Here is a 17,365-nt window from a genome sequence, read left to right as displayed (position 1 = left end):
GCAAATTGCACTCAATCAGTTTTAGTGCAATTATTTACTCTGTGAATGAAAGTGCAGTTATAGAGGGCGGGCTCCGCGAGCGCAAGCGGGCCGCGACGCGTGCGGCCATCACCGCCGTCGCCCGGAAACTGACCGCCGAACGCGGGCTCAACGGCTATACCGTTGAAGAAGTCTGCGAGCGGACGGATATCTCGCGGCGTACGTTCTTCAACTATTTCCCCACCAAGGAAGACGCCATCCTCGGCCATGTGGACGACGAAATCCCCGCGGAGGTACTGGAAGAATTCGTCGCCGGAGGCGCGTCGTCCCCACCCGGGGAAATCTCCCCCACCTTGTTCCGGGACCTCGTCCGGCTCTCCTTGAGACTCTCCGAGCACATGACGGCCTCCGAGGAGGAAACCCGCCAGTTGATAGGCGTCGTCAAGAAAGAACCGCAGCTGATCCTCCGGATCATCGGCGTGACCGAGCAACGCGAAGCGCAGTTCGCCCGGGATGTTGCCCTCCGCGAAGGCGTTTCGCCGGACCACCCTGTAGTCCAGATGGCGGTTGTGCTGCTGGGCACCATCGCCCGGAAAAGCAGCATGGCTTACTTCTCCGACGGCAACACCCGCCCCTACCGGGAGCTCCTGCTGGAGAACATTTCCGCAGCCAGCCGTCTCTTCTCCCAGCCCTTTGACCAACCCGAACCTGCAGACCTTAAAGGACGCCCATGAGCACCGCCGTCAGTCCCAAGGCAGCCGAGCCGCTGCTGCTGACCCAGAAACGCATCTGGATCATCTTCTCCGCCCTGATCGCCGGCATGCTGCTCTCCAGCCTGGACCAGACCATCGTCTCCACCGCCATGCCCACCATCGTGGGAAAGCTCGGCGGCGTGGAACACCAGGCCTGGATCACCACCGCCTACCTGCTGGCCACCACCATCGTGATGCCCATCTACGGCAAGTTCGGTGACGTCCTGGGCCGCCGCAACCTGTTCCTCGTGGCCATCGCGCTGTTCACCCTCGCCTCGGTGGGCTGCGCTTTTGCCACCGACTTCTGGGGATTCGTCATCTTCCGTGCCATCCAGGGCCTCGGCGGCGGCGGCCTCATGATCCTCTCGCAGGCCATCATTGCCGATATTGTTCCCGCCAAGGACCGCGGCAAGTACATGGGCCCGCTGGGCGCCATCTTCGGCCTCTCCGCCGTCGCCGGGCCGCTTCTGGGCGGCTACTTCGTTGACCACCTGACCTGGGAATGGGCCTTCTACATCAACATCCCCATCGGCATTGCAGCCTTCGCCATCGCCTGGTTCACCCTGACCCTGCCGAACAAAAAGGCCGAGAAGCGGATCGATATCCCGGGCGTCCTGCTGCTCTCCGTGGCCACCACCTGCCTGATCTTCTTCACCGACTTCGGCAGCAAGAAGGACGAGGGCTGGGATTCACCGTTGACCTGGGCCTTCGGCGCCGGGCTCGTTGTGGCCGCTGCCGCGTTTGTCGTGGTGGAACGCCGGGCCGAGGACCCCATCATCCCGCTGGGCCTGTTCAAGAACCGGATTTTCGTGAACTCCACGGCCATCGGCTTCACCCTGGGACTGGGCATGTTCGCTGCCATCGCGTTCGTCCCCACGTTCCTGCAGATGTCCTCCGGGACGTCGGCCGCCGAATCCGGTCTGCTGATGCTGCCCATGATGGCGGGCCTCATGGGCATGGCCATCTACTCCGGCATCAGGATCTCCAAGACCGGCAAGTACAGGATGTTCCCCATCATGGGCGCGGCCCTCACCATGGGTGCCATGCTCTGGCTGACCACCCTGACAGCGGACACCCCCATCTGGGTCATCTGCGTCCAGCTGTTCGTGTTCGGTGCCGGCCTGGGCTCCATCATGCAGGTCATCGTCCTGGTGGTGCAGAACTCCGTGCCCGCGGAACAGATCGGCACAGCCACCAGCACCAACAACTACTTCCGCGAGGTGGGTGCGTCCCTGGGCGTGGCAGTGTGCGGATCCATCTTCACGTCCCGGCTGGCTGAGGCTTTGACCAACGCATTTACCGGGGCAGGCGCGTCGGTCGAACAGGCCGCGCAGTCCACCCAGAGCCTGGACCCGCAGGCCCTGAGCCGGCTCCCTGATCAACTGCGGGACGCCATCGTGAATGCCTACGCAGACTCGCTGGCGCCGGTGTTCTGGTACCTGCTGCCGTTCCTGGGCATTGCGTTGATCCTCGCGCTGACGCTCAAGCAGATCCCGCTCTCCGATACCGCCGGAATGGTGGCCCGGGGCGAAGCCGTGGGCGGCGACGAGGCGGAGCGCCTGGAAGCCGAACGCCAGTCCGCGTCGGTGTAGCTTCACCGAGGCCGGGAGTTCCTCAGGGTTCGTAGTGCACGGCATCCTCGGGCAGCAGCGCCCGGCGGATGCACTCCCGGTCCCCCGGCCTGATGTCCGGCAGCCCGTCGAGCGGAAACCAGCCCACGGCCAGGGATTCGTCGTCGTTCACGCGGGCCTCCCCGGAAACATGCCGGCAGCGGAACACAATGTCCAGGAAGTCGCACACGTCACCGTTCGGGAAGGTGACGGGCCCCACCACCCCCACGGAAACCATCCGCTCCGTTTCCGCCACGACGGCCGTCTCCTCGAAGATTTCCCGTACGAGCCCCGGGGCCGGATGTTCGCCGGGTTCCAGCATTCCCGAGATCAGCGCCCAACGGCCGTTGTCAGAGCGCTGACCCAGCAGGATGTGGCCGTCGTCGTTGAAGACCACCCCGCGCACTGCGGGAATCCACAACGGGTCGTGACCGATCTTTTCGCGGAGCTTGAGGACGAATTCGGGTGCAGCCATGCCTCCAGCCTAAACGCAGCACCTTCGTGCCGAAGGGCCGTGCCCACTATCCAGCGCTCGTCATCAGCCCGCTGGCAGGAGCAGCATGGCCGCAGCCGCGCCGGCAAGCATGAAGGGCCCGAAAGGGATGTCGGACTTGAGCGTTCCGCGGCGGGCAGCCAGCAGGCCCAGGCTCCAGAGCCCGCCCAGGAGGAAGGCAGCGAAGGTCCCGGCGAACACGTGTCCCCAGCCGAGGTAGCCGAGGTACATGCCCAGTACTCCCGCCAGTTTCACGTCGCCGAATCCCATCCCCGGCGGATAGATCATGCGCAGGACGAAGTAGAAGAGCCACAACGCTGCTCCCCCGGCCAGGATGCGGACCCCCGGGAGCCCGAAAAGCCGGGCGGCGCCGTCGGGCACTGCCTCCGCGTCCGCACCGGCCACCAAAACGGCGGCAACAGCCGTCAGCAGGAGTATGCCGCCTACGGCGTAGGACGGGAACACAATCCTGTCGGGCAGCAGGTGGTGCCTGACGTCTATGACGGTGAGCCGCACGGCCATCACGCCGAAGTAGGCGCAGGCCGCCAGCACCAGCCAGAAAGCCAGCGGGGTGGATTCCCAAAGTTCGCCCAGTCGTTGGATCACCCTCGGATGCTACTGGATTTTCCCGGCCCGCCGCTGAGCCCGCGCGTAAACTGTGGATATGTCGACATGGGACGCGAGGCGCCAGGGGGAAGCCGGTCCGCGGAACCAGCCGGCAGATGCGGCCGCACAGTTCCGGAACCTGTGCCGGTCCTCGCCCTGGAAGTGGCAGAGCCTCCGTTTCGAATACGTGGACCGGCCGGCGCCGGGCACGGGGAACCCGGGATCCGCAGGCACAGCCGCCGACACAGGCACAGACAACCCGGACCCCGGCAACACTGTGCGTGCCTGGCTGCGCCGGCCTGGCGCCCTCCGGCTGGAGTCCGCGGCGGGCGTGGTGCTGCACAGCACCACGGGCATCAATGACTCCAAGGACGGCTTCTACGTCAGCTCCACCCGGAAGTCATGGCTCCTGCCACCGCAGTTGGTCACGCCCGTCTTTGACGACGGCGGACTGGTCCGGCGTCGCCCGGAGGCCGCCTACGGCGAACCCTGCTTCGGGAACGGCCGCTTTGCAGCGGCGCTGGATCCGGTGGAGCTGGCCGGCAACGCACCCGTACCCATCGAGTTCCCGAACCTCAATGCCGTGGAACTCGGCCCCGTCACCGCCGTGGACCATCAGGGCCGCCCCGCACTGGAAACCGTCGCTATCCCCAATGCCGCCTACCGGCCTTCGGACCCCGGGGCGCCGCTTTGCCGGCCCGGACGGAACCTGATCAGGATCGACGTCGGCACCGGAGTCTGCGTCTCAAGCCGCTCGCTGGAGAACGAATGGAAGGACCTTGGCCACTGGCTCCGGATCCTGGCCGTGGACGAATACATGCTCGATGACCTGTTCCTCGCCGAATCCATGAACCTGACCGATGTCCGCCGCCACATCAGCTGGGACATCTCCCGGGGCGTGTGACTGGCTGCGCAAGGGTGACCCCGCTAAGCTTCCCGGATGACTGAGCCCGCCTCTTACTGGCCCCCGTTTGCCCTCTCGCTGACCACGCCCCGCCTGGTCCTCCGGCCCATCCGGGACGAGGACATTCCGGCGGCGGTGCAGGCGGCCCTGAGTGGCGTGCACGAGCCCGGTCGAAACCCTTTCAGCCAGCCCTGGGCCGAGTTCCCGGCGGACCAGCTGGGCCCCAAGATGGCCCAGTGGTACTGGCGGTGCCGCGCAGAAGTAACGCCGGAAGCCTGGACACTCCTGCTGGGCATCTGGCACGACGGCGGGTTCATCGGTTGCCAGGACGTCGAGGCCAGGGATTTCGCGACGCTGGGGACGGTCAGCACCGGTTCGTGGCTGACCAGGTCCGCGCAGGGCCAAGGCTTCGGCAAGGAGATGCGGGCCGCCGTCGTCAGTTACGCCTTCGACTACCTGAAAGCGGAGGTCGCGGAGTCAGAGGCAGCTGCCTGGAACGAGCAGTCCCTCGGCGTCTCACGTTCCCTCGGCTATGAATTGAACGGCATCACGCGGGCATCCTGGGGCGGCAAGATGCAGGAAGTCCAGAAGGTCCGCGTCACCCCGGCCACCTTCAAACGCCCCGACTGGACCCTGCAGGTGGAAGGCCACGAACCCACGGCAACGTATCTGGGGCTCTAGCGGCGACAGCAAAGGGCCGTGGCCGGGCAAACCGGCCACGGCCCTTCAGCAGGACAGTACTAGATCTCTGCCCCCTCAAGCAGGTCCGTGACGAGTGCCGCGATCGGCGAGCGCTCGGACCGGGTAAGGGTGATGTGCCCGAAGAGCGGGTGTCCCTTGAGGGTTTCGACGACGGCGGCCACGCCGTCGTGCCGGCCGACCCTCAGGTTGTCGCGCTGGGCGACGTCGTGGGTCAGGACGATCTTGGAGTTCTGGCCGATCCGGCTCATCACCGTGAGGAGGACGTTCTTCTCCAAGGACTGTGCCTCGTCAACGATCACGAACGCGTCGTGGAGCGAGCGGCCGCGGATGTGGGTCAATGGCATGACTTCCAGCATGCCGCGGTCCATGACCTCCTCAACGACTTCCTGGCTGACCAGGGCGCCGAGGGTGTCGAAGACGGCCTGCGCCCAGGGGTTCATTTTCTCCGACTCGGAACCGGGAAGGTAGCCGAGCTCCTGCCCGCCCACCGCGTAGAGCGGCCGGAAAACAATCACCTTGCGGTGTTCGCGGCGTTCCAGCACGGCTTCCAGGCCTGCACAGAGTGCCAGCGCCGACTTTCCGGTACCGGCGCGGCCGCCGATCGAGACGATGCCCACGGACGGATCCATGAGCATGTCGATGGCCAGCCGCTGCTCCGCGGACCGGCCGTGCAGACCGAAGACGTCGCGGTCACCCTTGACGAGCCGGACCTGTTTGTCAGCGCCCACCCTGCCCAGGGCGGAGCCCCGGTTCGAGAGCAGCACCAGTCCGGTGTTGACCGGCATCTCTGCCGCCGCAGGGATGAAGACGGGCTCGTGGCCGTACAGGGTGGAGACGTCCTCCTCGCTGGCTTCGACCTCGGCCATCCCGGTCCAGCCGGAGTCCTTCACCAGTTCGTTCCGGTACTCGTCGGCGAGGAGCCCCATCGCGGAGGCCTTGACGCGCATCGGCAGGTCCTTGGAAACCACCGTGATGTTCCGGCCCTCGTTGGCGAGGTTCTTCGCGACGGCGAGGATTCGGCTGTCGTTGTCCCCTCCGCGGAATCCTGCCGGGAGCACCTCAGCGGAAATGTGGTTCATCTCCACCATGAGGATGCCGCCGTCGTCGCCCAGCGGAATGGGACGGTCGAGTCCGCCGTGCTGGACCCTGAGGTCATCCAAGAGCCGCAGTGCCTTGCGGGCGAAGTATCCCAGCTCGGGGTCGTGCCGTTTGCCCTCCAGCTCCGTGATGACCACGATCGGCACAATGACTTCGTGCTCCGCGAACCGCAGCAGCGCGCGGGGGTCCGAGAGCAAAACCGAGGTGTCGATGACGAAGGTCCAAACGGTGTCGTCCGTCCCGGCATTTTGGCCGGATACAGCAAGACCGGCCGCAGCGTCATAATTCGCTGCACCGGTCTGTGAGGTTGCTCGCTTGGCGCGAGAGGTAGCTTTCTCTCCCTGGTCGGAAATGACGTCGGGCAGTTGTTCAGAAATAGCCACATCGACTCCAGCCCCGGGGCGCACGCCCGGATATTTTATAGGTGAGGCGGATCGGCCACGAGGCCGGTTCCGGCCTCCCATACATCCGGTGCGAACATCCGCTCCATGTACTGGCCTCCCCGATTAGCCGGCAGTGTGCCTGCTAATAAGCTCAACGTAATTCCTCGCGGCTTTGTTTCCCAAACTATTTCACGGCGATTCTTGTTGCGATCACGTGAACTCTGCATGAACCGGCCGTCAGGAGCCGAAGCGCCGCTGCCTGCCTGCGTAGTCGCGCAAGGCGCGAAGGAAGTCCACTTTGCGGAAGGCGGGCCAGAGCGCCTCGCAGAAGTAGAACTCGCTGTAGGCGCTCTGCCACATCAGGAAGCCGGACAGGCGCTGCTCACCCGAAGTGCGGATGACCAGGTCCGGGTCCGGTTGCCCGCGGGTGTACAGGAACCTTGAGATGTCGTCGACCGTGAGATCATCCGCGAGCTTGCTGATGTCCTTGCCCCGGGCCACGGCGTCGTGGAGGAGCTCGCGGACGGCATCCACGATTTCGCGGCGCCCTCCGTAGCCCACGGCGACGTTGACGTGGAGTTTTTCGTGGGCCGGCGTCCGCGCCGTGAGCTTGTTGAGCCGGTCCGCCAGGTAATCGGGAAGCAGCTCCGGCGCCCCCATGGCGTGGACCGAGACGTCCTCGTCCTCGTCCAGCCGGTCGAGCGTGTTGGCAATGATCCCCATCAGCAGGTCCAGCTCTTCGCCGGAGCGGCTCATGTTGTCGGTGGACAGCATGTAGAGCGTGACCACCTTGATGCCGAGCTCCTGGCACCAGCCGAGGAACTCATGGATTTTGTCGGCACCGGCCTGGTGGCCCTGGCTGGTGGGAGCGTTGAACTGCTTGGCCCAGCGGCGGTTGCCATCCACCATCACACCGATGTGTTTGGGGATGCGGTCCTTGTCCAGCGAGCGCAGGAGCCTGCGTTCATAGAAGCCATAGAGGATCCCGGGCAACTCCATCCGGAGACTCACCTGACTTCCTTGATGTATGACGGCAGTGCATTCCTAGGCTACCCGCCCGCACCGGTGACACTGTGCACAACTGCTTCGCAATTGGCCGCAAGAGCTTGTTACCCATCAGTAACTTACTGGAACGTAGTTTATTCTTGAGCCATGGAAAGCAAAACTCCCCAACCGGGCGCGGGGGCAGGCCGCGGCCGGAAGTCAGGCCCGATGGACGAAGCGGCAGTCCGCATTGCGGAGCTGCTGACGATCAAGCCCAAGTGGCGCGGCTGGATCCACACCGTCACCGCACCGCTGGCTTTCGCCGCGGGGCTGGTCCTGATCCTGTTGGCCCCCAACACCGACCTGAAGATCGCTTCCACGGTCTACGCCGTGACGGGAGTGCTGCTGTTCGGGATCAGTGCCGTGTACCACCGCGGGAACTGGTCTCCCGGCGTCAAGATCGTGCTCAAGCGACTCGACCACACCAACATCATGCTGGTGATCGCGGGGAGCTACACGCCGCTCGCGTGGGCGCTGCTGGAACGGCCCAAGGCAGTGGTGCTGCTGTGGGTCATCTGGTCCGGCGCCATTCTGGGCGTGCTCTTCCGGCTGCTCTGGACGCACGCGCCCCGCTGGCTCTACGTGCCTATCTACATTGCCCTGGGCTGCGGCGCGCTGTTCTACCTGCCGGACTTTTTCGCCGCCAGCGTCGCCTCCGCCGTCCTGATCTGCGTGGGCGGCGCACTCTACATAGCCGGTGCCGTGTTCTATGCGCTCAAGAAGCCGAATTTCAGCTACAACCACTTCGGCTTCCACGAACTCTTCCATGCCTTCACCGTGTTCGCCTTCGCCGCGCACTTCATTGCAATAGCCATTGCGGTCCTCAGCAGGAGTGCTTAAGGCCGGCCCGCAGCGATGAGGTCCGGGAGTTCGTTCATGTGCCCGAACACCGTTGTGCCCGGGCCCGCGAGCCTGTCCGCCGGCGTCACTCCCCCGCCATAGGCGAAGACGTGCATGCCGGCCGCGCGGGCCGCCTGAACACCGAAGACACTGTCCTCCACCACTGCGCAGCCGGCCGGTTTGATACCCAGGCTCCCGGCAGCGTGGAGGAACAGGTCGGGCGCAGGCTTGCCGCGGGCAACCTCCGACGCACTGAAGATCCGCCCCTCAAACCGCGGCAGCAGGCCCGTTTGCCCGAGGGTCCGCTGCATCTTGGCATGGGTGCCGCTGGACGCCACGCAGTGCGGGAGCTGCAGCCCCGCCAAGGCCTCCCCGATGCCGTCAACCGCCACCAGGTCCCGCTCGAAGGCCGTGCGGTACCAATGCTGGTACTTCTCTTCCCAGTCCGCATCCAGCCTGATGCCAAGGTGCCGCTCAATCTCGGCAACGAAGTGCTCCTCGGACTTACCCACGAAGCTTTCCACGATCTCCTCAAGGCCAAGCTCCCAGCCAAGGTCCGCGAGGACCCGCTGGTCAACCCTGATGGCAATGGACTCGGAATCGACCAGGACGCCGTCACAGTCAAAGATGGCCAGCTCAAAGGCGTGCGGGGCCCGGAGGGCCCCCGACACAGGGTGCGGCACGGAAGTCATCCGGCCATCGTAGCCAGTCGCTCCAGCAGTTCAGCCACGGAACCCACCGGCCGCTCGCACACCATCCCGCGGCACAGATAAACCTGTGGCGAGCCGTCAGCCGCCGCCGTCCTGCCTTCCAGCAGCGGCACGGCCGCGGCACCCGCGCCAACACCGGCGGACATACCGGCGGACATACCGGCGTCGGACGCCACCGCGATGACCAGTCCCGGGCTGGCCGACAGGAGCAGCGCGTGGTGGAGTTCCGCCCGTGCCGGACCGTCAGGCCCGACGACGGCGGCCTCCACGGGGCCTGCCAGCGCAGCCTGCGCCGTGGCCAGGAGCCAGCCTGCCGCCCGGGGCGCACGCGTAGCCAGCGGCGGCAGCAGCGAGAGAACGTTGCCGGCCATGATCCGGTGGTCGGCGGAACCGGACAGCGCCGCATAGCCCAGCAGGGCGCCGGCGAACGCGGCCGCACCGCTGGGCGTGGCGTTGTCGAAAGGTTCCAGGCCGGCCCGCTGCCCCTGGGCGTTGAACACCTGGGATGACTCACCGGCGGTATCCACCAGGGTTCCGTCCGCTGCGAACCGCAGGCAGGCGGCCCGCAGGATGTCCTCCGCGAGCCGGTACCAGCGGTCACTGCCTGTTGCGCCGTAAAGGGCCAGGAGCCCGTCCGCGCAGAACGCGTAGTCTTCGAGCAGGCCGCCGATCCCCCTGGCCCGGCCGGCATGCGACACCCGCACCAGGGTGCCGGGTCCCGCGCCGTGTTCCCCGGCGCCTCGTTGCCCTGCGAGTTGTTCTCTCGTGCCTGCCTGCCAGTGGACCCGCTCCAGGTAGGCCGCCGCACGCCCCGCCGCGGCGACGAGGTCCGGCCGGTCCAGGACGGCCCCTGCCTCCGCCAGCGCGGCGATCGCCAGCCCGTTCCAGCCGGCCACCACTTTGTCGTCCCTGGCGGGCTGCGGGCGCCGTGAGCGCGCAGCCCGCAGACGCGGCCGGACCCGGTCCCACAGGCGCCGCTCGGCGTCGTCGAGCAGGCGGCCCGGATGCAGCGGCGACGCCGCCTGCGTCACGGTGCCCGCCGCACGGACATTCATCAGCCGCGCCACAACAGGGCCGTCATCCGGTCCCAGGATGTCCAGCAGTTCTTCGGGCGTCCAGAGGTAGCTGGCGCCCTCGAGGTGCTTGCCGTCCACCACCGTGTCCGCATCCAAGGACGAGGCGAACGCCTCCGCCTGTCCTGCCATGTCCCCTGGGCCGGACAGCCCCAGCGACGCGATCATCCAGTCCGCGGTGCGTGATGCGACGTCCGCGGCCTCCCCTGCCGTATACACGGCATCGCCGCCGAGCCGGACCCAGTGGACATAGTCGCGCAACAGCTGGGCATTGTCGTAGAGCATCTTTTCAAAGTGCGGCACGGACCAGTCACGCGTCACCGAGTACCGGGCAAAGCCGCCGTCCAGCTGGTCGAACAGCGCCGACCGGGACATCGCTGCCAGCGTCCGGCCGGCCATCTCCCTGGCCGCCCCGGCAGTGTCCGACGCCACGGCGGCGTGCCGGATGAGGAATTCCAGCACGGGCGACGGCGGGAATTTCGGCGCGGTGCCGAATCCGCCGTCGTGCGGGTCTTCTGAACGGGCCAGGACGCGGACCGCGTCGGCGAGCAGTCCGGCATCCACAGGGTCAGGCGGGCCGGTCAGTTGAACGGCGGCGGCCAGCTGCGTTTCAGCCATCCCGCGGGCCAGGGTATCGGCGTTGTGTTCGACACCCTCGCGCCGTTCCAGCCATGCCTCGCGGACTGCTTCGAGAACCTGGCGGAAGGAAGGCCGGCCGGGCATGGGCCGGGGCGGAAAGTAGGTTCCGGCGTGGAAGGCGCGTCCATCGGGGGTCAGGAAGACGGACATGGGCCAGCCGCCTTCGCCGCTGATCGCCTGTGTTGCGGCCATGTAGACGGCGTCCACGTCCGGGCGCTCTTCCCTGTCCACCTTGATTGCAACGAAGTTGGCGTTCAGGAAGTCCGCCGTTGCCTGGTCCTCGAACGATTCATGGGCCATCACGTGGCACCAGTGGCAAGCGGCGTAGCCGATGGACAGGAACACGGGAACGTCCCGCTGCGCGGCGAAGTCGAAGGCTTCATCGCCGAAGGGCCGCCAATGGACCGGATTGTCCGCATGCTGCCTCAGGTAGGCGGACGGTTCACCGGCCAGGGCATTGGCTGCACCGGGCCAGGCTCCGCCTGTCCCGCCGTTGCCGGCTGCGCCGTTAGCGCTGTCCGCGGCCTTCATCACCGTCGTGCTCTGTCCGCAGATCGGCGCCGCCCTGCGGGCCGCTGTGGGTGCCCGGCTGGCTCGTGCCCGGAGCCTGCGTGCCTACATCTTGAGAGCCCGGACCGCCGTTGCCGGGCACCTCCATGTCCTGCGCTCCGGCAGCCAGTGCGGCCAGGCGCTCTTCCTCCACCTGGGCGCGGTAGCGGACCCGGCGGATGCGGCGCACCATGTCAACGATCAGCAGCGTGGTGGCCAGCACGAAGAACGCGGTCATGATGAAGCCCCACATGCCCGGAGTCACCTGGTCTTCGGAGAGGCCCGGGCGCAACGACGGCGTGGGGCTGGGTGCCGGGGTTGTCGCGAGGGCGATGAGCAAGTGATGCACGGTTAGACCTTCTGTGAAGCGTTTTGCGGGCCCCGATTTCTACAGGGCATGATTTCTACAAAGCATAGAACTGAGCCTGCCTCTATCTTAGCCCGGCGAAGAGATCCTTTTCCGGCAGTTCCGACGGCACCCGCGTCTGGATCAGGGAGTAGTCCTCCCAGGGCCAGGCCCGGCGCTGCATGTCCGGAGACACCGCGAAGAAGAATCCCAGCGGATCCACCTGGGTGCGGTGGGCGCGGAGCGCATCGTCCCGGGCTTCGAAATAGTCCCCGCAGTCCACCTGGGTGGTGGTGGCGTGCGTCGGAGGGGGCGGCGTGTGGCCCTCGGCATCAGCCTCGAGCCAGGCTGCCAGGCGCTCGGCGTAGGGCGATTGCAGGCCGGCCTCTTCGAGCGCAAAGTGCAGTGCGCGGAACCGCTCAGGGCTGAAGGCGCGGTCGTAGTACAGCTTGCTGGGTGCCCACGGCTCCCCGATACCCTGGTACTTTTCCGGATCGCCTGCGGCCTCGAAGGCCTCCACTGCCACGCGGTGGGCCATGATGTGGTCCGGATGCGGATAACCGCCGTTTTCGTCGTAGCTCAGGATGACCTGCGGCTTGAAATCACGCACCAGCCTCACCAGCGGAGCCGCAGCCACCTCCAGCGGCTGGAGGGCGAAGGAACCCGGCGGCAGCGGCGGGAGGGGATCGCCTTCGGGCAGTCCGGAGTCCACGAACCCGAGCCAGCGCTGGCGGATTCCCAGAACCCGGGCGGCGTTGTTCATTTCGAGGCGGCGCGCACCGGCCATGTCCCGCTTGGGATGCGGATCGTTTTCCATGGCGGGATTCTGGATGTCGCCCCGCGATCCGTCCGTGCAGGTGGCCACCATGACGTCAACCCCGGCCGCGGCGTACATGGCCATAGTGGCTGCGCCCTTGCTCGATTCGTCGTCAGGGTGAGCGTGGACGGCCAGCAGGCGGAGCGGTTGTGACTGGCTTGCGGACGCTGTCATCTGAAACGGCTCACTTTCTTCGAATGTTGGGGGTGCGGTACAGGGCTACGGGGACGCGGAAATATCCCGTTCGGATCCACACTAAACTGGAACGGTGACTTCCGAGGATCAGCCAGCCACTTCGGCGCCGGCAACTACCACCCTAGCCAATCGTTACGGGGGCCAAAAGCGTGCCCTCTCGCACAAGGCCAAGCGCAACATCGGAATCGCCGCACTCGCCGCCGGAATCGGCTTCATGGCGTGGATCTCCACCTCCTTGAACACCGAGACCGTGTCCTTCAAGGACATCGGCTACAGCACCACGGACGCCACCCAGGCGGAGATCGATTTCCAGGTCACCAAGGAGCCCGGCACTGGCGCCAAATGCGCGGTCAAGGCCCTCGATGAGAAGTTCGCGGTGGTCGGCTGGAAAGTGGTTGATATCGGCCCGAACCCTGCCGACGCCACGGCCGACGGCGGCCGCACCACCGCCCACCGGGCAGTGGTTCGCACGGAATCACTCTCGGTTTCCGGGGTCGTGGACAGCTGCTGGATCCCGGACGAGGACAAGTAACGGGCCGCATTTTCCCCTGCTTCCGGCAGCCGGCATGTGACCCACACCGCAGGCCTTCTTTGGTTTGTCCAGCGCATTGACTACAATGGACCAATACCTTCTACCCCGCTGAGCTGGTTACTGAGTTCCACAAGTGGCCACCGTGGCGGGGTCTTTACTTGTTTGACCACAAACTTGTTTGACCACGAAAAAGGAGTAGTCCGTGTCTACCACCAACAGCGCAACTGCAGCTTGGCTTACCCAGGAAGCTTTTGATCGCCTGAAGGCAGAGCTGGACCACCTCTCCGGCGCCGGCCGGGCGGAAATCGTCCAGAAGATCGAAGCTGCCCGCCAGGAAGGCGACCTCAAGGAAAACGGCGGATACCACGCCGCCAAAGAGGAACAGGGCAAGATCGAGGCCCGCATCCGCCAGCTGACTGTCCTGCTCCGCGACGCCCACGTGGGCGAGTCCCCGGCCGACGACGGTATCGTCGAGCCCGGAATGATCGTCGTCGCCCGGATCGCCGGCGACGAGGAGACCTTCCTCCTCGGTTCCCGCGAGATTGCGGGTGACTCGGACCTTGACGTCTTCAGCGAAAAGTCCCCCCTCGGCGCTGCAATCGTGGGCCACAAGGAGGGCGACAAGCTCAGCTACACCGCCCCGAACGGCAAGGACATCACGGTGGAGATCCTCTCCGCCAAGCCGTACGCAGGCTAGGAGCACAGCTCCTCAACCACGGCAAAGCCTTAACGCACGACGCCGGCCCTCCCCTCCGCGGGGACGGCCGGCGTCGTGCGTTGTGCCGTGGTTAGTTCAGCCCCGCTGAAGCCGCGGCCTCAGCAGCACCGCGGCGGCGACGCCGCCCAGCGCACCGCCCAGGTGCGCCTGCCAGGAAACAAATCCCGCCACGCCCGGAAGAATACCGAACAGGATGCCGCCGTAGCTGAGGAACAGGACCATTGACAGCGCTATCTGCCACCAGCTGCGGTTGAAGAACCCGCGGACCAGTAGGAAGGCAAAGAGTCCGAAGACCAGGCCGGAAGCGCCCACCGTGATTCCCCAGCCGCCGATCAGCCAAACCAGCACGCCCGAGCCGATCCAGCTGAAGGCCACTGCGGTGACGAAGACCCTGAGCCCGGACATGAAAACGAGGAAGCCGAAGATGATCAGCGGCAACGCGTTGGACACCACATGGCCGAGGTTGGCATGAAACAGCGGGAACGAGAGGATGTCCAGCAGTCCGTCGGCGCTGCGCGGGCGGAGGCCGAATGTCCAGTTCAGTGCATGGAACGTGGCGGCATTGATGAACTCGATCGCAAACAGGAGGACGACGAACAGCCCCGTGACGAGGAGCCCGCCCTGCGCGCGGGCGGCAGGCGTATGCCTTGTCCGCGGCCGGCCCCCCTGGGCATCCAGCACCATGGCCCCTAGTGCACCACGATCGGCTGGAAACCCTCGGCACGGAGCGCGCCGAGGACCTGCTCGCAGTGCTCGTGGCCCTTGGTCTCGAGGTTGACAGTGATGGAGACGTCGCCCATGCTGATGGAGCCGCCCACCCGGGTGTGGTCCAGGCCTGTGACGTTGGCATCGTTCTCTGCGATGATCCGGGCGATCGTGGCCAGCGAACCGGGCCGGTCGTCCAGCATCATGCGGACCGTCATGTAACGGCCGGCGGCGGAAAGACCGCGCTGGATCACCTTGAGCATCAGCATCGGGTCAATGTTGCCGCCGGAGAGGATCACGGCCGTGGTGCCGGGATTTTCGATCTTGCCGTCCATCAGGGCGGCGACACCTACGGCACCCGCCGGCTCCACCACCATCTTGGCGCGTTCCAGCAGGAAGATCAGCGCACGGGCGAGCGAGTCCTCGCTGACCGTCACGACGTCGTCCACCAGTTCGCGGATGATGCTGAACGGCAGTTGGCCGGGGCGGCCCACGGCGATGCCGTCGGCCATGGTGGAGACCTTCTTCAACGGCACCAGGGCATCCGCAGCGAGCGACGGCGGGTAGGCAGCGGCGTTTTCGGCCTGGACGCCGATGATCCGGATGTCCCGGCCCAGCTCCCTGGCCCTCGCCTTCACTGCCACCGCCACGCCGGCCAGCAGGCCTCCGCCGCCGACTCCCATCAGGATGGTGTCCACGTTGGGGATCTGTTCCAGGATTTCCAGCCCCACCGTGCCCTGTCCGGCCACGACGTCCACGTTGTCGAACGGGTGGACAAAAACGGCGCCGGTCTCATCAGCGTAGCGCTGGGCTTCGGCAAGGGCTTCGTCCACGTTGTGCCCGTGCAGGACCACTTCGGCGCCGTGGCTGCGTGTGGCGGCCAGCTTCGGCAGGGCCACGCCCAGCGGCATGTAGATGCGGGCCTTGATGCCCAGGCTCTTGGCTGCGACGGCGACGCCCTGGGCGTGGTTTCCGGCTGACGCTGCCACCACGCCGCGCTTTTTCTCCTCGGCGGAAAGCTTTGCCATGCGGACGTAGGCGCCGCGTACCTTGAATGAGCCGGCCCGCTGCAGGTTTTCGCACTTGAAGTAGACGTCGCCGCCCACCATGCTGCCCAATGCCCGGGAGGATTCCACCGGGGTCCGCGTAATAATCCCTTCAAGCAGCTTCTGCGCCTCCAGGACATTGTCCAACGTGACGGGCAGGCTATTGAGGGTTTTCACGAACTAGTCTCCTTTGGGAAATTCGGCTGGGGCGTCCGGGCCGGCATGTCCGGCGGGAGTTCCCGTTGACTGTGCGGCGCCCTTGCCGCGGCCCGGAGTCGCACCGGGAAGGTAGACATCCTTGAAGGTGTTGTCTTGGCTGGCTCCGAAATCCCCGGTTGCACCCGGGGTTGCCGCCGCCAGCACTCCTTCATGTTCCCACGTTCTGGCAGCAATATATCGAATCGCCGAGTTTGCTACGGCAAGGATGGGCACCGAGAAGAGTGCGCCGGGGATGCCGGCCAGGTAGGAACCGGCCGCCACGGACAAAATAACGGCCACCGGGTGCAGGGCCACCGCCTTGCCCATAACGAGGGGCTGCAGGATGTGGCTTTCCAGTTGCTGGACCAGTAGAACGATCCCCAGCATGATGAGCGCGTTGACCCAGCCGTTGGCCACGAGGGCCAGAAGCACAGCCACAGCGCCGGTGACCAGGGCGCCGACAATGGGGATGAAGGAGCCGATGAACACCAGCACACCCAAGGGCAGCGCCAGTGGAACCCCGATGATGGCGGCGCCCACGCCGATTCCCACGGCGTCCACAAAGGCCACGAACATCTGGATGCGGGCGTAGCTGACCATGGAAGCCCAGCCCTTGCGTCCGGCACCGAACGTGGCAGCGCGTGCGTTCCTGGGCAGGAGCCGGACCAGGAACGCCCAGATCCGGTCGCCTTCGAGGAGGAAGAAGATCAGCACAAACAACGCGAGGATGAGTCCTGCGGCGAAATGCCCCGCGGTGCTTCCGAAGGAGAGGGCGCCGCTCAGGATGCTGCTGCTGTTGTTCTGCAGCGCATCCGTAGCTTCCTTCAGGTACTGGTCGATCTGGGCCGCTGTGAGGTGGAGCGGGCCTTCCGCCAGCCAGCCCTGGATCTTCTGGATTCCGGCCAGCGCCTCGCTCCAGAGTTCACTAAAGCCCGCAACCAGCTGCCGGCCCACGAGCGCCAGGGAGCCGCCGATGAGGCCGATGAAACCCAGCACGGTGATGGCCACCGCGCCGCCGTTGGACACGCGCCGGGCCCTGAGCCAGCGTGTAATGGGGCTCAGCAGACCCGCCAGCAAGGCTGCCACCATGACGGGGATGATCAGGAAGCTGATCTTGCTCAGCAGCCAGACAAGCGCGGCAATGACCAGCAGGATCAGCCCGAGCCGCCAAGCCCACGAGGCAGCAATCCGCACGCCGTAGGGAATGTCCTGGTCCAGTTCGCGGTCAGTCACCACCCGCAACGGGGCCGCAGGGGCAGCCGTCCCGTGCAGTGAATCCGGCAGGGACCCGGGCACGGAATTGGGCAGGGCCCCGGCCGTGTGGGGCAGGGCAGCACCGTTGCGGGCATCCGGGCTCTGGTTTGGTGCGGCGTCCTCAGCTGGCGTCATAGCCTAATACTTCCCCAGCGGCGCCCCGATGGGAAAC

At 66.1% G+C, this 17,365-nt stretch carries 18 protein-coding genes; 7 read left to right on the top strand and 11 right to left on the bottom strand.

Going from position 1 to position 17,365, the window contains the following annotated elements; translation table 11 throughout:
• Positions 1-41: 41 nt before the first annotated feature.
• Positions 42-713: a TetR/AcrR family transcriptional regulator gene (locus WMN78_RS15965; RefSeq protein ID WP_340534707.1), complete on the top strand. Its 672-nt coding sequence runs from the start codon at positions 42-44 to the stop codon at positions 711-713.
• Positions 710-2,323, top strand: coding sequence for an MDR family MFS transporter (locus WMN78_RS15960; RefSeq protein WP_340534706.1), 1,614 nt, complete (start codon positions 710-712; stop codon positions 2,321-2,323). Before WMN78_RS15965 ends, WMN78_RS15960 begins: the two co-directional genes overlap by 4 nt.
• A 22-nt stretch (positions 2,324-2,345) precedes the next feature.
• On the opposite strand, the gene WMN78_RS15955 is transcribed toward WMN78_RS15960, so the two are convergent.
• Entirely contained in the window at positions 2,346-2,816 is a 471-nt protein-coding gene (locus WMN78_RS15955; protein WP_340534705.1) for an NUDIX domain-containing protein, read from the bottom strand.
• 63 nt (positions 2,817-2,879) lie between these two features.
• Entirely contained in the window at positions 2,880-3,440 is a 561-nt protein-coding gene (locus WMN78_RS15950) for a prepilin peptidase (protein WP_340534704.1), read from the bottom strand.
• A 58-nt stretch (positions 3,441-3,498) separates the two neighbouring features.
• Here WMN78_RS15950 and WMN78_RS15945 point away from each other — a divergent pair, with 58 nt between their 5' ends.
• Together WMN78_RS15945 and WMN78_RS15940 are read left to right on the top strand one after the other, a co-directional pair.
• Positions 3,499-4,344 carry a hypothetical protein gene (locus WMN78_RS15945; RefSeq protein WP_340534703.1) on the top strand — a complete coding sequence of 282 codons (846 nt, stop codon included), beginning with the start codon at positions 3,499-3,501 and terminating at the stop codon, positions 4,342-4,344.
• 36 nt (positions 4,345-4,380) lie between these two features.
• Positions 4,381-5,025, top strand: coding sequence for a GNAT family protein (locus WMN78_RS15940; protein WP_340534702.1), 645 nt, complete (start codon positions 4,381-4,383; stop codon positions 5,023-5,025).
• A gap of 59 nt (positions 5,026-5,084) precedes the next feature.
• Here WMN78_RS15940 and WMN78_RS15935 read toward each other — a convergent pair whose 3' ends face one another.
• Positions 5,085-6,527 carry a PhoH family protein gene (locus WMN78_RS15935; protein WP_340534701.1) on the bottom strand — a complete coding sequence of 481 codons (1,443 nt, stop codon included), beginning with the start codon at positions 6,525-6,527 and terminating at the stop codon, positions 5,085-5,087.
• A gap of 237 nt (positions 6,528-6,764) precedes the next feature.
• Positions 6,765-7,526, bottom strand: coding sequence for an isoprenyl transferase (locus WMN78_RS15930; protein WP_340534710.1), 762 nt, complete (start codon positions 7,524-7,526; stop codon positions 6,765-6,767).
• Positions 7,527-7,739: 213 nt separating this feature from the next.
• Between WMN78_RS15930 and trhA the strand changes: the two genes are divergently transcribed.
• Complete coding sequence (gene trhA, locus WMN78_RS15925) at positions 7,740-8,411, top strand: PAQR family membrane homeostasis protein TrhA (protein ID WP_340534709.1); 672 nt, start codon at positions 7,740-7,742, stop codon at positions 8,409-8,411.
• Here trhA and WMN78_RS15920 read toward each other — a convergent pair.
• The 4 genes from WMN78_RS15920 to mca all read right to left on the bottom strand — a co-directional run bounded on the left by WMN78_RS15920 (position 8,408) and on the right by mca (position 12,719).
• Positions 8,408-9,103 (bottom strand): HAD family hydrolase, encoded by a 696-nt coding sequence (locus WMN78_RS15920; protein ID WP_340534700.1) that lies wholly within the window; start codon positions 9,101-9,103, stop codon positions 8,408-8,410. The genes trhA and WMN78_RS15920 overlap by 4 nt on opposite strands.
• Positions 9,100-11,364, bottom strand: a complete 2,265-nt coding sequence (locus tag WMN78_RS15915) for a thioredoxin domain-containing protein (RefSeq protein WP_340534708.1) — start codon at positions 11,362-11,364, stop codon at positions 9,100-9,102. The genes WMN78_RS15920 and WMN78_RS15915 overlap by 4 nt, the downstream gene beginning before the upstream one ends.
• The gene (locus WMN78_RS15910) at positions 11,342-11,731 is read right to left on the bottom strand and encodes a hypothetical protein (RefSeq protein WP_340534699.1); all 390 of its coding nucleotides are present in this window, start codon (positions 11,729-11,731) and stop codon (positions 11,342-11,344) included. Before WMN78_RS15910 ends, WMN78_RS15915 begins: the two co-directional genes overlap by 23 nt.
• An 82-nt stretch (positions 11,732-11,813) precedes the next feature.
• A complete protein-coding gene (gene mca, locus WMN78_RS15905; protein ID WP_340534698.1) occupies positions 11,814-12,719 on the bottom strand; it encodes a mycothiol conjugate amidase Mca in 906 nt (301 codons plus the stop codon).
• Positions 12,720-12,813: 94 nt separating this feature from the next.
• Here mca and WMN78_RS15900 point away from each other — a divergent pair, with 94 nt between their 5' ends.
• Positions 12,814-13,272: a DUF4307 domain-containing protein gene (locus tag WMN78_RS15900; RefSeq protein WP_340534697.1), complete on the top strand. Its 459-nt coding sequence runs from the start codon at positions 12,814-12,816 to the stop codon at positions 13,270-13,272.
• A 202-nt stretch (positions 13,273-13,474) separates the two neighbouring features.
• On the top strand, positions 13,475-13,969 hold the full coding sequence (gene greA, locus WMN78_RS15895; RefSeq protein ID WP_340534696.1) for a transcription elongation factor GreA: 495 nt from the start codon (positions 13,475-13,477) through the stop codon (positions 13,967-13,969).
• Positions 13,970-14,065: 96 nt separating this feature from the next.
• Here greA and WMN78_RS15890 read toward each other — a convergent pair whose 3' ends face one another.
• The 3 genes from WMN78_RS15890 to WMN78_RS15880 are packed head-to-tail and all read right to left on the bottom strand — an operon-like array spanning position 14,066 to position 17,328.
• A complete protein-coding gene (locus WMN78_RS15890; protein WP_340534695.1) occupies positions 14,066-14,674 on the bottom strand; it encodes a rhomboid family intramembrane serine protease in 609 nt (202 codons plus the stop codon).
• Positions 14,675-14,679: 5 nt separating this feature from the next.
• On the bottom strand, positions 14,680-15,918 hold the full coding sequence (ilvA, locus tag WMN78_RS15885; RefSeq protein ID WP_305940165.1) for a threonine ammonia-lyase: 1,239 nt from the start codon (positions 15,916-15,918) through the stop codon (positions 14,680-14,682).
• A gap of 3 nt (positions 15,919-15,921) precedes the next feature.
• Positions 15,922-17,328: an AI-2E family transporter gene (locus tag WMN78_RS15880; protein ID WP_340534694.1), complete on the bottom strand. Its 1,407-nt coding sequence runs from the start codon at positions 17,326-17,328 to the stop codon at positions 15,922-15,924.
• Positions 17,329-17,365: the final 37 nt, after the last annotated feature.

The organism is Arthrobacter oryzae (assembly GCF_037911235.1).
GTDB classification, from domain to species: Bacteria; Actinomycetota; Actinomycetes; order Actinomycetales; family Micrococcaceae; genus Arthrobacter; species Arthrobacter oryzae_E.
Note: the sequence above shows the minus strand (reverse complement) of the source record. Positions and strands in the feature narration are given on the sequence as shown.

Bases quoted from the DNA above. Each gene is read 5' to 3' on its own strand.
- WMN78_RS15960 (WP_340534706.1), top strand. From the start codon at position 710: ATGAGCACCGCCGTCAGTCCCAAGGCAGCCGAGCCGCTGCTGCTGACC.
- WMN78_RS15955 (WP_340534705.1), bottom strand. From the start codon at position 2,816: ATGGCTGCACCCGAATTCGTCCTCAAGCTCCGCGAAAAGATCGGTCAC.
- WMN78_RS15945 (WP_340534703.1), top strand. From the start codon at position 3,499: ATGTCGACATGGGACGCGAGGCGCCAGGGGGAAGCCGGTCCGCGGAAC.
- WMN78_RS15940 (WP_340534702.1), top strand. From the start codon at position 4,381: ATGACTGAGCCCGCCTCTTACTGGCCCCCGTTTGCCCTCTCGCTGACC.
- WMN78_RS15930 (WP_340534710.1), bottom strand. From the start codon at position 7,526: ATGGAGTTGCCCGGGATCCTCTATGGCTTCTATGAACGCAGGCTCCTG.
- trhA (WP_340534709.1), top strand. From the start codon at position 7,740: ATGGACGAAGCGGCAGTCCGCATTGCGGAGCTGCTGACGATCAAGCCC.
- WMN78_RS15920 (WP_340534700.1), bottom strand. From the start codon at position 9,103: ATGACTTCCGTGCCGCACCCTGTGTCGGGGGCCCTCCGGGCCCCGCAC.
- WMN78_RS15915 (WP_340534708.1), bottom strand. From the start codon at position 11,364: ATGAAGGCCGCGGACAGCGCTAACGGCGCAGCCGGCAACGGCGGGACA.
- mca (WP_340534698.1), bottom strand. From the start codon at position 12,719: ATGACAGCGTCCGCAAGCCAGTCACAACCGCTCCGCCTGCTGGCCGTC.
- WMN78_RS15890 (WP_340534695.1), bottom strand. From the start codon at position 14,674: ATGGTGCTGGATGCCCAGGGGGGCCGGCCGCGGACAAGGCATACGCCT.
- WMN78_RS15880 (WP_340534694.1), bottom strand. From the start codon at position 17,328: ATGACGCCAGCTGAGGACGCCGCACCAAACCAGAGCCCGGATGCCCGC.